This window comes from Bacillus sp. EB106-07-01-XG149, from assembly GCF_058791555.1.
Map to the genome: position 1 here is coordinate 297,338 of NZ_JBYTDP010000004.1, position 13,594 is coordinate 310,931.

At 36.4% G+C, this 13,594-nt stretch carries 14 protein-coding genes; 7 read left to right on the forward strand and 7 right to left on the reverse strand.

Annotated features, from left to right (window positions below; translation table 11 throughout):
* The first annotated feature begins 42 nt into the window (after positions 1–42).
* From gnd to AC3WTA_RS18550, 4 genes are all read left to right on the forward strand, one after another.
* Positions 43–936 carry a phosphogluconate dehydrogenase (NAD(+)-dependent, decarboxylating) gene (gene gnd, locus AC3WTA_RS18535; protein ID WP_001263671.1) on the forward strand — a complete coding sequence of 298 codons (894 nt, stop codon included), beginning with the start codon at positions 43–45 and terminating at the stop codon, positions 934–936.
* Positions 937–987: 51 nt separating this feature from the next.
* The gene (fsa, locus tag AC3WTA_RS18540) at positions 988–1,656 is read left to right on the forward strand and encodes a fructose-6-phosphate aldolase (protein ID WP_061672754.1); all 669 of its coding nucleotides are present in this window, start codon (positions 988–990) and stop codon (positions 1,654–1,656) included.
* Positions 1,657–1,923: 267 nt separating this feature from the next.
* Positions 1,924–3,465: a gluconokinase gene (gene gntK / locus AC3WTA_RS18545; RefSeq protein ID WP_033657643.1), complete on the forward strand. Its 1,542-nt coding sequence runs from the start codon at positions 1,924–1,926 to the stop codon at positions 3,463–3,465.
* A gap of 128 nt (positions 3,466–3,593) precedes the next feature.
* Complete coding sequence (locus tag AC3WTA_RS18550) at positions 3,594–4,661, forward strand: lactonase family protein (RefSeq protein WP_000782254.1); 1,068 nt, start codon at positions 3,594–3,596, stop codon at positions 4,659–4,661.
* Between the two features lie 71 nt (positions 4,662–4,732).
* Here AC3WTA_RS18550 and AC3WTA_RS18555 read toward each other — a convergent pair whose 3' ends face one another.
* Entirely contained in the window at positions 4,733–4,906 is a 174-nt protein-coding gene (locus AC3WTA_RS18555; protein ID WP_001162795.1) for a DUF1272 domain-containing protein, read from the reverse strand.
* Positions 4,907–5,101: 195 nt separating this feature from the next.
* On the opposite strand from AC3WTA_RS18555, the gene AC3WTA_RS18560 reads away from it, so the two are divergent.
* The gene (locus AC3WTA_RS18560) at positions 5,102–5,923 is read left to right on the forward strand and encodes a pentapeptide repeat-containing protein (RefSeq protein WP_000181439.1); all 822 of its coding nucleotides are present in this window, start codon (positions 5,102–5,104) and stop codon (positions 5,921–5,923) included.
* A 43-nt stretch (positions 5,924–5,966) separates the two neighbouring features.
* Here the strand turns inward: AC3WTA_RS18560 and AC3WTA_RS18565 are convergent, their stop codons facing one another.
* Positions 5,967–6,851 (reverse strand): DMT family transporter, encoded by an 885-nt coding sequence (locus AC3WTA_RS18565; RefSeq protein ID WP_000814709.1) that lies wholly within the window; start codon positions 6,849–6,851, stop codon positions 5,967–5,969.
* A 327-nt stretch (positions 6,852–7,178) separates the two neighbouring features.
* Between AC3WTA_RS18565 and AC3WTA_RS18570 the strand changes: the two genes are divergently transcribed.
* A complete protein-coding gene (locus AC3WTA_RS18570; protein ID WP_080014146.1) occupies positions 7,179–7,964 on the forward strand; it encodes a glycosyltransferase family 2 protein in 786 nt (261 codons plus the stop codon).
* Here the strand turns inward: AC3WTA_RS18570 and AC3WTA_RS18575 are convergent.
* The 5 genes from AC3WTA_RS18575 to AC3WTA_RS18595 form a co-directional block, all read right to left on the reverse strand.
* A complete protein-coding gene (locus tag AC3WTA_RS18575) occupies positions 7,933–8,856 on the reverse strand; it encodes an NAD-dependent epimerase/dehydratase family protein (RefSeq protein ID WP_000723114.1) in 924 nt (307 codons plus the stop codon). The genes AC3WTA_RS18570 and AC3WTA_RS18575 overlap by 32 nt on opposite strands.
* Complete coding sequence (locus AC3WTA_RS18580) at positions 8,853–10,076, reverse strand: class I SAM-dependent methyltransferase (protein WP_000435761.1); 1,224 nt, start codon at positions 10,074–10,076, stop codon at positions 8,853–8,855. The genes AC3WTA_RS18575 and AC3WTA_RS18580 overlap by 4 nt, the downstream gene beginning before the upstream one ends.
* Positions 10,077–10,088: 12 nt before the next feature.
* A complete protein-coding gene (rfbG, locus tag AC3WTA_RS18585; RefSeq protein ID WP_000168669.1) occupies positions 10,089–11,144 on the reverse strand; it encodes a CDP-glucose 4,6-dehydratase in 1,056 nt (351 codons plus the stop codon).
* Between the two features lies 1 nt (position 11,145).
* Positions 11,146–11,913 (reverse strand): glucose-1-phosphate cytidylyltransferase, encoded by a 768-nt coding sequence (gene rfbF / locus AC3WTA_RS18590; RefSeq protein WP_000648811.1) that lies wholly within the window; start codon positions 11,911–11,913, stop codon positions 11,146–11,148.
* A 114-nt stretch (positions 11,914–12,027) separates the two neighbouring features.
* On the reverse strand, positions 12,028–12,822 hold the full coding sequence (locus AC3WTA_RS18595; RefSeq protein WP_002096423.1) for a glycosyltransferase family 2 protein: 795 nt from the start codon (positions 12,820–12,822) through the stop codon (positions 12,028–12,030).
* A gap of 276 nt (positions 12,823–13,098) precedes the next feature.
* Between AC3WTA_RS18595 and AC3WTA_RS18600 the strand changes: the two genes are divergently transcribed.
* Entirely contained in the window at positions 13,099–13,506 is a 408-nt protein-coding gene (locus AC3WTA_RS18600; RefSeq protein WP_000285637.1) for a MerR family transcriptional regulator, read from the forward strand.
* The last annotated feature ends 88 nt before the right edge of the window (positions 13,507–13,594 follow it).

The window sequence follows — 13,594 nt, forward strand, 5'->3', positions numbered from 1 at the left end:
TGTGTATTTATGATGAAAGGTAATTCAAGGAGGAATTATATTATGAGAGTAGGATTAATTGGTTTAGGTAAAATGGGATTAAATTTAGGGAAGAATTTAATTGATCATAAACATGAAGTAGCGGCATTTGATTTAAATACGAGTGCGGTGGAAGAAATGAAAGAGTACGGTGCTACAGGTGTATCTAGTTTAAGCGAACTCGTTCAATCATTGGAATCACCAAGAATTCTATGGGTGATGGTTCCGCACGCTGTTGTTGATTCTGTTATTAATGAGGTTACACCGCTGTTATCAAAAGGAGATATTTTAATTGAAGCTGGCAATTCACATTATAAAGAGTCTATTCGCCGATATGAGCAATTAAAGAAAGATGGTATTCACTTTATGGATGCAGGAACTTCTGGCGGAATGGAAGGTGCTCGTAATGGTGCTTGTTACATGATCGGAGGAGATCAAGAAGCTTGGGACATCGTTGAACCTATCTTCCGTGATACAGCTGTAGAAAATGGATTCTTATATGCAGGGAAAGCTGGTAGCGGTCACTTCTTAAAAATGATTCATAACGGAATTGAATACGGAATGATGGCTGCTATTGGTGAAGGATTTGAGGTTTTAGAGAAGAGTGAATTTGATTACGATTATGAAAAAGTATCAAGAGTATGGAACAACGGTTCAGTCATTCGTTCATGGTTAATGGAATTGACTGAAAATGCATTTTCTAAAGATGCAAAACTGGATGAAATTAAGGGCGTTATGCATTCTTCTGGTGAAGGGAAATGGACAGTAGAAACAGCATTAGACCTTCAAACAGCAACTCCTGTTATCGCAATGTCTCTATTAATGCGCTACCGCTCATTAGATAATGATACATTTACAGGGAAAGTTGTAGCAGCACTGCGCAATGAATTTGGCGGACATGCAGTAGAAAAGAAATAAACATTTTAAAAGTATAACTCGTTAACGTTTAAAAAATGGAGGGAATAAATCATGAAGTTTTTTATTGATACTGCAAATCTTGAGGACATAAAAAAAGCATATAAACTAGGTGTTTTAGCTGGCGTGACAACAAATCCGTCTTTAGTAGCGAAAGAAGGCATTAAGTTTGAAGACCGTATTGCAGAAATTTGTCAGGCAGTACCTAACGTTGAATCTGTTTCGGCAGAAGTAACTCCAGATGTTGTAGAAGCTGAAGAAATGATCTCTCAAGCAGAAGAACTGATTAAAATTAACGGTGGTGATAAAAACATCACGATAAAACTTCCGATGACGCTAGCAGGATTAGAAGCTTGCCGCTACCTTACTGAAAAAGGTGTGAAAACAAACGTTACACTTATTTTCACTGTGAACCAAGCTCTTTTAGCTGCTCGAGCAGGTGCAACGTACGTTTCTCCATTTTTAGGTCGCTTAGATGATATTTCTGAAGATGGCGTACTATTAGTTGCTAAAATTGCTGAATTATTCGATGTTCACCAATTAGATACACAAATTATTGCGGCTTCTGTCAGACACCCAGATCATGTAACTCGTGTAGCGATGGCAGGTGCTCACATTGCAACAATTCCTTATAAAGTCATTGAACAACTTGCTATGCATCCGCTAACAGATCAAGGTATTGAAAAGTTTGCTGCGGATTGGGCGAAAGCGCCTAAGTTATAAGGAAGTAAAGTTTTCACAAATTGCTTTTCACGAGAGGACCAATCTCTATGTAACTTCATCCTGTAAAATAAATCCTGAGTTTGGTACCTTATTACGTGAAAGCAGCGATATAAAAAGACACCATGCATTTTCAAAACAGCACAATGGTTATAAAAAGGATCCCCTTATGGAGAGTGAAGTTTATGAAAACGTAGCTCTCATAAGGGAGCGTCTTTTTGTATACATCATGGTGCTCTTTTGCTATAGGAATAATTTGAAAGGGGTTACATAGTGAGCTCGAAATATATGATTGGTGTAGATATTGGGACAACTAGTACAAAATCAGTTTTGTTTTCGGTGGATGGATCAGTTATTACAAGTCATGGGATTGAATACCCTTTATATTCTCCCGCACCAGAAACAGCAGAACAAGATCCAGAAGAGATTTTTCAAGCGGTCATACATACGATTAAAGAAACTATACAATCGAGTAATGTGCAGCTAGTTGATATTCTTTGTGTTTCTTTTAGTTCGGCAATGCATAGTGTCATTGCTGTAGACGAAGCAGGGAAGCCGTTAACGAGATGTATTACTTGGGCAGATAATAGAAGTGCAAGCTGGGCAGAAAAAATAAAAAATGATATGAATGGTCATGAAATTTACCTTCGTACTGGAACACCAATCCATCCTATGTCACCACTTTCAAAATTAGTTTGGCTTAAAAATGAACATGCTGAGTTATTTGCAAAAAGCTATAAATTCATCTCAATTAAAGAGTATGTTTTCTATAAGTTATTTAATGAATATGTAATTGATTATTCTATAGCATCAGCAACAGGGATGTTCAATTTGAAATCTTTAAAGTGGGATGAAGAAGCTCTTCGTGTTGCAGGAATTTCGGAGGGAAAGCTTTCTAAACTCGTTCCAACGACGCACAGCTTAATAGGATTAGATGAAGAATTTGCAAGAGAGATGAATGTACTTGTTACTACTCCTTTTATAGTCGGTGCGAGTGATGGGGTACTATCGAATTTAGGTGTAAATGCAATAGAACCTGGAGTAGTTGCTATTACAATTGGTACGAGCGGTGCGGTGCGAGTTGTAACAAATCAGCCTGTAACGGATCCGAAAGGTAGGACTTTTTGTTATGCGTTAACTGAGGACCTTTGGGTAATTGGTGGACCGGTTAATAACGGTGGTATGATTTTTAGGTGGGTTCGTGACCAATTATGTGCGTTAGAAGTTGAACATGGGAAGCGCTTAGGAAAAGATCCTTATGAATTGCTTACTGAAATAGCAGCGAAAGTGAATCCTGGATCGGATGGTTTATTATTTCATCCGTATTTAGCAGGAGAAAGAGCTCCTTTATGGAATGCGAATGCGCGTGGATCTTTCTTTGGGCTTGGGCTACATCATAAGAAAGAGCATCTTATCCGTGCTGTTTTAGAGGGAATCATTTATAACTTGTATACAGTTCTTCTTGCTTTAAAAGAGCTAATTGGTGAACCGAAAAAAATTCAAGCGACAGGTGGCTTTGCAAGATCGGAACTTTGGAGACAGATGATGGCGGATATTTTTCATCAAGACGTATATGTTCCTGAAAGTTTCGAAAGCTCTTGCTTAGGAGCGGCAATCCTCGGGTTATATAGCTTAGGTGAAATAGATACATTACATGTAGTTTCTCATATGGTAGGTGCCAATTTTTATCATGAGCCAAACATGGAAAGTGTGGAGAAATATAAAGAATTAATACCGATCTATATTCGTCTGGCCCGTCATCTGGAAGAAGAATATGAGAGTATAGCGGCTTTTCAGAAAAAGTGGGTTTAGAGGCTACTTGGCAGGGAAATATGGTAACTTATAAAGAGGTACTCAAGTTTTTTTAGATGTTCTTTCAAAAAATAGTTTAAGGTTGTTCTGTAAAAAATATGAGGGACAAAAACTATAGGGAGAGGGTTATGAAAATGAAGGATAACAAAGAGTTTATTGGATATGTTGGAACGTACACGAAAGAAAATAGTGAAGGAATATATAAGTTTACTTTAGACACGGAAGCAAAAAAAATTAGTAATGTAACACTTGCGGCCAAGCTGGATAACCCTACATATGTAACGATTAGCAAAAATAATCAATATCTCTATTCTGTTGTTAAGGAAGGCGAATCTGGTGGTGTAGCTGCTTATTCGATTCATAGTCATACTGGAGAGCTAAAGGAAGAAAACAGACAAGTAGTAGAAGGGGCTTCTCCTTGTCATATTAGTGTTGATAGTGGAAACCATACGGTAGTTACAGCAAATTATCATAAAGGAACGATTGAGTCTTTTGTAGTTAATGAAGAAGATGGAACTGTAAATGCTGCCACATCTATTATGGCACATGAAGGTTCAGGTCCGAACAAAGAAAGGCAAGAAAAACCACATGGACATTATGCGGGATACACTCCTGATGAAAAATATGTAGTGGGTGTTGATTTAGGGATTGATAAAATCATTACGTATGAAATAAAAGATAGTAAGTTAAAAGAAGTAAATAGTTTGTCTGTAAACCCAGGAAGTGGTCCGAGACATATTGCTTTCCACCCGAACGGAAAACATGCTTATGCCATGACTGAACTTAGCTCGGAAGTTATTGCATTATCATATAATCCGGAAGAAGGGTCCTTTACAGAGTTGCAGTATATTTCTACCGTTCCAAAAGAATTTGATGACAATAGTCAAGGAAGTGCGATTCATATTTCTTCTGACGGCCACTTTGTATATGCAGGTAATCGCGGTCATAATAGTATCGCTGTTTTCAGTGTGGATCAAAATTCAGGTCAGCTTACATTTGTTGCACATACATCTACAGAAGGAAATTGGCCGAGGGACTTTGTATTAGATCCGACTGAAAAGTTTCTTATTGCGACAAATGAAAAGTCACATAACCTTGTGCTATTTTCAAGAAATGAAACGACAGGGAAGTTAACACTGCTACAATCTGATGTTGTTGTACCAGAGCCTGTTTGTGTGAAGTTTTTAAACGTTTAATTTGTGATTGGTAGAATTTCTATATATCCCAAAAACAATAAAAAAGCAAAGCGATATCGCTTTGCTTTTTTCTATTTCTTCTTCGGTCTACGTACTAATTCGCCGCCACAGTTTGGGCAAACATTTTGTCTTTCTTCTGTACATGGTGCACAAAATGTACATTCATACACGCAAATGTATGCTTCGGAATTTGATTCGAGAGATTGGTCGCAAATTTGACAGTTTGTTTTCATTTCGAGTGCCATAGTAAGTCTCCTTTTGGTTTGAATATTTATAATTTAATTATAATTCATTAGATAGAAACTGTCTTTTTCAATTGAAAGGAAATCAAATGATAAAGTTATGATTTGAAATGAAAGAGTCTATTTTATTTTAAAATTGATTATTTAGTGCAGTTGGAATATTATGAAATAGTCAAAAGACAACAGGGGGTATATATTTTGACTAATCATAACGATCATTTAAAAGCAAACTGTGAAAAATGCTTCGGTCTATGTTGTGTAGCGTTACCGTTCGCAGCATCGGTAGATTTTGCGGTGAATAAAGATGGCGGGAAGCCATGTTCTAACTTACAATCAGATTTTAAATGTAGCATACATAAAAATCTTAGAGGAAAAGGTTATAAAGGTTGTACAGTATTTGAGTGTTTCGGTGCTGGACAGAAGATTTCTCAAGTGACATTTAACGGGATTGATTGGCGGAAAGATGCAAAGCATGCGAGAAAAATGTATGATGCTTTTCCGATTATGCATCAGCTTCATGAAATACTGTGGTATTTGAATGAGGCTATTCTTTTGACGGCCACACAACCGATTCATAAAGAACTAAGTAAAGCAATTGAAGAGACGGAGCGCCTTTCAAATTTAAATGCGGACGAGTTAATGAAAGTAAATATTCCGTTACACCGTGCAGAAGTAAATGTATTACTTTTAGAAACGAGTGAGCTAGTTTGGAAGGAAATGAATGCCGCGCATAAGAAACGAATGAGTCACCGCGGAGCAGATCTTATGGGAGCAAATTTGAAGAAGAAAGATTTGCAAGGAGCGAATTTAAGAGGAGCTTATTTAATTGCGGCAAACTTAAATGGAGCAAACTTAAGAGGAGCAGATCTTATCGGAGCAGATTTACGAGATGCAGATATTCGTGGGGCTGATTTTACAAATAGTATTTTTCTGACGCAAGTTCAAATTAATGCAGCGAAAGGGGACAAACATACGAAATTGCCGAAAATGTTGTCCCGTCCATCGCATTGGAGTGCGTAAAGAGTATGGAACAGGCAGAGATTAAGAATCTCTGCCTGTTTTTTCATTTCTTTTCAAAAGTAGTAATGAAAACACTACATATAATAAGAATACCACCAATAAAAAAGTTACTATTTAATGTCTCATTTAATAAGAGCCAACCAAGCAACGATCCGACGATAGGTTGGAAGAAGAAAAATAACGATCCGATGCTTGCGTCCATTAATTCTAATCCTTTATTCCAAAGGAAAAAGGCACCTGCCGTTGAGACGACACCTAAGTAAATTACGCCTAATATTACGTACGTATTTACTGTTTCGATAGAGGTTGATTGTAGTTCCCATATCATAAAAGGTGTAATGAAAAAGAGTGAAAAGAATATGGCGTACGTTGTAATAACTAAAGATGAAAATCGAGCTGAAGCAATCTTCACATAAATGGATAGTAAAGCCCACGTAATAGCGGCCCCGACTAATATGATTGTACCGATAAAATAGGAGCCAATTTCAATATCCCATCCAATGACGATAATGACACCGATTGTCGCTATTATAGTAGATAGCAATCTGCGAGCGGTTAGCTTTTCTTTTAAAATGATTGCTGCAAATATAACCATAAATGCAGGTGTAGCTGACGTTACTAACGAGCCTGTATGAGCGTCGGATAATTTTGTTCCGATAAATTGACATGTGATCGAAATGAAATAGCCGATAAATCCAATCCAGGCGAAGAGTAGCCAATCTTTTTTGTGAATGGTTACTTTTTTCTTTTGCTTTTTTTTAGCTATTTTCAAAATTGCATATAAAACAACAAAAGCAATGATAAAGCGTAGCCAAACGAGTGTCAGTGGTGGGATAAAATCGAGTACGTATTTACTAACAACATACATACCGCCCCATATACTTGCTGCTAGTGATAAACATATAGCTCCTAAAATTGTTTGTTTCATGTAAAGTACCTCCGTCTATTTTTAGGGTATTATGAGTTCCCTAAGACGAGGCATAGTGTTATGTGTTATATGAATGCCCGCCTTAGTTTATAGACGGCCTACAGGTTGATCGTTTTCGAATGAAGTGTTGTAGTACATGAATGCATTCCTCCTTCATAATTTTATAATGATATTATAACTTAATTTTCAGTTTGTTTGGATGTTTCTTTAGAAAATGGAAATTGTTTAAGAAAGCATAGTATATGGTAGAAAAACATATTTTTGAAATAAAAGAAACCAATTACATTAATGATAAGTATAGTAAGAGTAGGATGAAAAAGTAGATTAATAGAGAAAGAGGAGGAGATTGTTATAACTACAACCGTTATTTCTCATTTTTATAATGAAGAATATTTATTGCCGTGGTGGCTTATGCATCATACGAAACTGTTTAATCATGGCATTTTAATTAATAAAGGTTCTACTGATCGTTCAGTGAAAATTTGTAAAAAATTCGCGCCGCATTGGGAAGTGCGAGATTCTTTAAATCCAGAATTTGATGCACTAGCGACAGATAATGAAGTGATGATGGTAGAACAAGAAGTAAAGGGATGGAAAATGATTTTAAATACGACTGAGTTCCTTTGTGTGCAAGATAAAAATCAGTTTTGGAAATCACTAAATGAATTGGGAGGGAGGATGTATTGGCTGGAAGGGCTTATTATGGTCGATGATCTTAACTATAATTATCCAGACCTTAACTTTGGAATACCTTTAATGAAACAGCGATTTCACGGTTATTTACCAGAAGATTGGCCGTTATGGAGAAGAGGTAGATTTATTCATAATCATGAACATGGAAGTTATACGGTTGGAAGACATTTATCTGCACATGAATCTATGATTTATCCGCCACTTGCGTGTATTGCATGGTTTGGTTTCAGCCCTTGGAACGATGCGATGAGAAAGAGGAAATTACAAATTGGTCCTACTCTTTCTGAAGCTAGTAAGCAAGGGGGAATGGGCACGCATCATATTATTACACCTGAAAAATTAGAAGAATGGTATAAGGATTTAGCAAGTGGGACGAAGGATTTACGTTTTAGTAATGCGTATCGTTATGCTTTTTTATAAATGATTCCCACCATAAAATTGTTTCTTCGATTCCAGTATTTAGATCGTATGTTGGTTTCCAGTTTACTTCAGTTTTTAAACGCTCTACATTAACGCCGACAAATAAAGGTTCATCTTTAGAGAAAGGAATCGCACCTAGTTTAATGAAATGTTCTTTTCCTATTTTTTTAGCAATGATAGAAGCTAATTCTTTAATTTGTACAGATTGACCAGAAGCGATATTGATTGTTCCTGTAACGCCATGTTCTAATACTGTTACGAGAGCATGAGCGACGTCGCTCACATGGAGAAAATCTCTTGATTGTTTTCCGTGTGTACATAGTGCTTCCTCATTTTTTAATAAGGAATTGATAATGTTAGAAACGAGTCGGTTCCCTTGTTCGTGAGGGCCATACATATGAAAAATGCGGCCCCAACACATGCTGAGGGCGGTTTGCTCAGCATACGTTTGTAGCCAGGAGTGTAGCGCGTTTTTACATAATGAATACGGTGTTTTATAGGAAAGAAGCGGTGAATCTTCAAATAGTACGCCGTTAAACCATTCATATTCTGCGCCAGTACCGGCAACAACGACTCGCTTTCCACCGCAAGTTGTGAAGTGTTGAATCAACGAGATACTGGATGTAAGCCAATAGTAATTATTAATAGATACATAACACGCTGGCGGCACTGCTTCCCAAGCTAAATGAATGAGATGACTAGGCTTCATGTCGTAAATGAGTTTTTTTACTTCTTCATCGCAAAGTAAGTTTAATTTATGCCAATGGCAAGAAAGGTGAGAAGGCTTATTTGTATTGTAAGTGGCGTGCACTTCATAGCCCTTTTGTATAAGAGAATTTACAACATATTTACCAATCCATCCACTACCGCCTGTTACAAGGATTTTTTTCATGGCTCAATCACCTCAACTTCTGGAATCGTTACTAAAAATTTGCCGCCCCATTCACGAATGAAAGAGCATTCTTTCATAATTTCATCTTTTAAATTCCAAGGAAGTATGAGAATGTAATCGGGTTTTGTACGTTTAATTTCTTCTGGAGATTTTATTGGAATGCGAGTTCCTGGTAGAAGGAGATTTTGTTTGTGAGGATTTTTATCTACTGTATAAGCTAGAAATTCTTTTCCTATCCCGCAATAGTTTAAAAGGGTGTTTCCTTTAGCTGGAGCACCGTAACCGATAATTTGTTTGTTTAAAGCTTTCGCTTCGATAAAAAACTTTAAAATATTTATTTTCAATTGTTCGATGTGTTTAGAGAAAAGGAGATAGCAATCTAATGTATCTAGCCCGTGATCTACTTCTTTTTGGATTAAGTTTGTAACATTGGAATGGATAGTGGATGAGTCATTATGATGGTTTATAAAAATACGCAATGAACCACCGTGCGTTGAAAGTTCTTCTACATCGACAATTTGTAAATGATGGTGAGCTAAAACTTTTTGAAGACTTATAAGTGAGAAATAGGAGAAATGCTCATGGTAGATCGTATCAAACTGTTTAAGGGAAATTAGATTTAATAAGTGCGGGAATTCAATTGTTATCGTGCCATCTTGTTTTAATAACGTTTTTAAACCGGCGACAAAATCATGTAAGTTTGGAACGTGTGCTAATACGTTATTTGCGACGATTAAATCAGCTTGTGGTAATTTTTTTGCTAAGTCATTGCTGAAAAAATTCACTTCAGTAGGAATTCCTTTTTGAATAGCGATTTCTGCTACATTTTTTGCTGGTTCAATTCCTAACGTTTCGATATGTTCTTTTTGAAAGTATTGTAATAAGTACCCGTCGTTACTCGCGATTTCAATTACTTTCGAATGATTTGTTAAGTTGAAACGCTTAACCGCCATTTCTACATATTGTTTAGCGTGTAGTAGCCAACTGGAGGAGTAAGAGCTGAAGTATAAATAGTCATGAAAAATGTTGTGCGGAGATTCAAATTCATCTAATTGTACAAGTAAACAAGAGTGACAAACAAATGTGTGGAGCGGATAAAATGGTTCCATTTTATATGAGTGTTCAGGAGCTACAAATGAGTTAGCGAGAGGGGAAACACCTAAATCTAAAAAAGTATTTGTGAGTAATGAGTGGCAAAAACGGCATTTTTTCTGTTCCATTTTATAGCCCCCTTATAAATTTTTGAATGCACCGATTTGTTGGCGCGTGAAAGATTCCATATTTTCACCAGATGCATATTTTTTGTACCAATCAACAGTCCAAGCGATAGAATGATCTGTTGATAACTTAGGAGTCCAACCGAGTTTATTTACTGCTTTTGTACTATCTAGTGTTAAAATGGGCGATTCATAAGGAGTATTTGTATGGGGGAAATGGATTGTTAGTGGTTGATTCCATAATTTCATTATAGAGTGAATGATATCATGAACTGTTCTGTTAGGTTCATTTATCGGGCCGAAATTCCACGCTGCTGCATATTCGGCATCCTTCCAAAGCTTCTCAGCTAAAAGGATATAGCCATGTAAAGGATCTAATACGTGTTGCCACGGGCGAATCGCGTGCTTGTTTCTAATATTTAATGTATCATCTTGTAAATATGCACGAATGACATCTGGGAATAATCGGTCTTCTGCCCAATCACCGCCGCCGATGACGTTACCTGCTCTTACTGAGGCAAGATGCAGAGTGTTAGTGCGAAAGAATGATTTTTGATAGGACGTTGCAACTAGTTCAGCGCAAGCTTTACTAGCACTATAAGGATCGAAACCTCCTAGCCGGTCAGTTTCCACGAATGCTCGGTTACCGCTCCCGTCATTTTCATAGCATTTATCACTTGTAACATTAATGATACTACGTATACTTTCTATATGTTTTGCGGCTTCTAATACGTGAACGGTACCTAAAACATTCGTTTTAAATGTTTCGATAGGATTTTTGTATGAAGTGGTGACGATTGGCTGGGCTGCTAAATGAAATAGTATGTCCGGGGTATGTTGTTTCAGGGTATGGAATAAAGAATCGTAATCTGTAATGTCGCCTTTAATTGATGTGCATTCTTTTGCTACGTTACCTTGTTCAAAAAGGTTAGGGATGGATGGGGGATGAGAAGAATAGCCAACTACTTCTGCGCCTAAAGAACTTAAAAAAAGGGTGAGCCATGAGCCTTTAAAGCCAGTATGTCCCGTAATGAATACTTTTTTCTTATTCCAAAAAGATGATGAAGCCATATTACCAAACCTTCCACGGAGCATTATTACTTTCCCATAGCTCGACTAATTTATTTTTATCGCGCAATGTATCCATTGGATGCCAAAAACCAGTATGTTGATATGCAGCCAATTCGTTTTTGTTTACTAACTGAACTAAAGTGTCTGTTTCAAAAACAGATTTATCTCCACTAATGTAGTTGAAAACATCAGGATTTAAAACGAAAAATCCACCGTTAACCCATCCGCCATCACCTAGTGGCTTCTCTTGAAAGGATGTTACAGATTGTTTATCTAAGACGAGAGAACCGAATCTACCAGGAGGTTGTACGGCTGTAACAGTAGCCGTTTTGCCGTGTTTTTTATGAAAAGCAATGAGTTCTTTTATATTTACATTACTTAATCCATCGCCATAAGTGAGGCAGAAAGGCTCATCCCCGACGTAATGTTGTATTTTTTTAACTCGTCCACCTGTTTCGGTATTTAGACCAGTATCGATTAATGTAATTTTCCATGGTTCTATACGATGAGAGTGGTTCGTAATTGTATTGTCACTTAAATGTATCGTGAAATCGGACATGTGTAAGTTGTAATTTAAAAAGAATTCTTTAATTGCATATCCTTTATAGCCTAAGCAAATAATAAACTCAGTAATCCCGTAATAACTATACAAACTCATAATGTGCCATAAAATAGGCTTTGTTCCAATTTCAATCATAGGTTTTGGTTTTAAATGAGTTTCTTCCCCAATCCTCGTTCCATATCCACCTGCAAGAATAACAGCTTTCATTTTTTCCTCCTAAAATAAAAATTTATAATATATACAGTATTCATATGAAATACAAATGGTATGGTTTTTAGCTAAGTGTGTAAAAATGTGTGGAACATGATAGGGTGAGAAATATTAAGGTTTGAATTTAGGGAATAATTGTTGATACTCAGGGTGATTACGTAGGTCTTGTGTTATGTTACTAAGCTCTAAAAATCGAGTTTCGAGTTCCTCAGAGGACTGACCATAATGAGTTTGAAGGCCCATTTGAACACCCGTTTTTGAAAGAGTAGGTGTAATTTGTAATTTTCTTATCTTTGCATGTTCGTTCCAAGGGCTAAAATAAAATTTAACAATAAATGAAGGGGAGTTATAAACTGTATGTTGATGTCGAGTAAAATGTCTACCAGGTAAATATGCGCCGTCAAGATGATTGTGTATAAATCGCCAAGCACATCCGATTTCTGGTTTATAAGGAAAAAGACCATGGTATCGTTGCTCTACTAACGGAATAGAATATCTTAGTTTTGAATAATTGTAATTATGCTTATCAATCATGACAATCATTCTAATTGCGTACATATTTTGGCCTAACATATGAAGTGATGAGAAAAATTCTGCTACATTGTTACAACAAAGAAATTCCGTAGTATTTAATACCATTTTCCAACCTGAAACTTCTCTTTCAATTTCCATCACCTCAATATCAGTATTAGTGGGATCGAAATCAAGGAATCTTGAATTTCGTACTTCCCAGTTGGGAGCAAATAATTTACAAATTTCAACCGAACGATCTGTAGAACCTCTATTAATTAATATGCCGTGATCAAATATTTTTGTATGATGCATAAGCCACCATGGTAATAAATACTCCTCGTTATAAAAATGAGAGATAATTGTCCTAGTGATTTTAATCTCCTCCAGTTGCATAAATAATGATTTTATTTCAATATTATTATCATATGTTTTAAATTAAGGAAGGTTGACAGGAATGTGTGATTCCATTTTTACATTTTGGTATCGGCATATCGAAAAAACAGTAATCTAACTATATGGATAGAGTTATAGAGTGTGAATATACTACATACTTAGATGGCATGTGGAATTGTGTATAAATTATGAATAATAAACCGTCACGTTTGACTGTACAGTTTATGTATTGTATGATGTTAGTAATATAAACAAGGGGGGAAGATCGTTGGGAAGGTGTATCGAATCGGACAGTTGGCTCTCATGGCTCACGTGTCGAAACGCACGATTGATTATTATACGAATCTAGGTATCTTAAAAGCGGAGCGATCTCAATCTAATTATCGCTATTACGATGAAACAGCATTTGAGACATTACAATTTATTGAGAAGTGCAAAGAAATGCATATGCCGCTTTGTGAGATTAAAGAGAAAATCGAGGAGAAGAAGAAGCTGCTCGGTATCAATGAACACGTTTCGAAACAAGTGAATGAAGTGACAGACCATATTCATCGGTTAGAAGCAGAGTTAACGGAGTTAAAGCCGCTTTTAGATGGATTGACTGATTCACAACGTGAAAAAATATCGAAATCTTTATCTGGTCAAACGACAGCTTTAATACAGACACTTGCTCTATTATTATAGAAAAAAGTGAAATCCGACCTCTTTAATTTTTGTATCGGGCTATGTTTTCTAGTGAACAAATAAGAAAACATTATAGTATACAGGAGGT

Bases quoted from the DNA above. Each gene is read 5' to 3' on its own strand.
- fsa (WP_061672754.1), top strand. From the start codon at position 988: ATGAAGTTTTTTATTGATACTGCAAATCTTGAGGACATAAAAAAAGCA.
- AC3WTA_RS18580 (WP_000435761.1), bottom strand. From the start codon at position 10,076: ATGGAACAGAAAAAATGCCGTTTTTGCCACTCATTACTCACAAATACT.
- gnd (WP_001263671.1), top strand. From the start codon at position 43: ATGAGAGTAGGATTAATTGGTTTAGGTAAAATGGGATTAAATTTAGGG.
- AC3WTA_RS18550 (WP_000782254.1), top strand. From the start codon at position 3,594: ATGAAAATGAAGGATAACAAAGAGTTTATTGGATATGTTGGAACGTAC.
- AC3WTA_RS18595 (WP_002096423.1), bottom strand. From the start codon at position 12,822: ATGCAACTGGAGGAGATTAAAATCACTAGGACAATTATCTCTCATTTT.
- rfbG (WP_000168669.1), bottom strand. From the start codon at position 11,144: ATGGCTTCATCATCTTTTTGGAATAAGAAAAAAGTATTCATTACGGGA.
- AC3WTA_RS18575 (WP_000723114.1), bottom strand. From the start codon at position 8,856: ATGAAAAAAATCCTTGTAACAGGCGGTAGTGGATGGATTGGTAAATAT.
- rfbF (WP_000648811.1), bottom strand. From the start codon at position 11,913: ATGAAAGCTGTTATTCTTGCAGGTGGATATGGAACGAGGATTGGGGAA.
- AC3WTA_RS18565 (WP_000814709.1), bottom strand. From the start codon at position 6,851: ATGAAACAAACAATTTTAGGAGCTATATGTTTATCACTAGCAGCAAGT.
- AC3WTA_RS18555 (WP_001162795.1), bottom strand. From the start codon at position 4,906: ATGGCACTCGAAATGAAAACAAACTGTCAAATTTGCGACCAATCTCTC.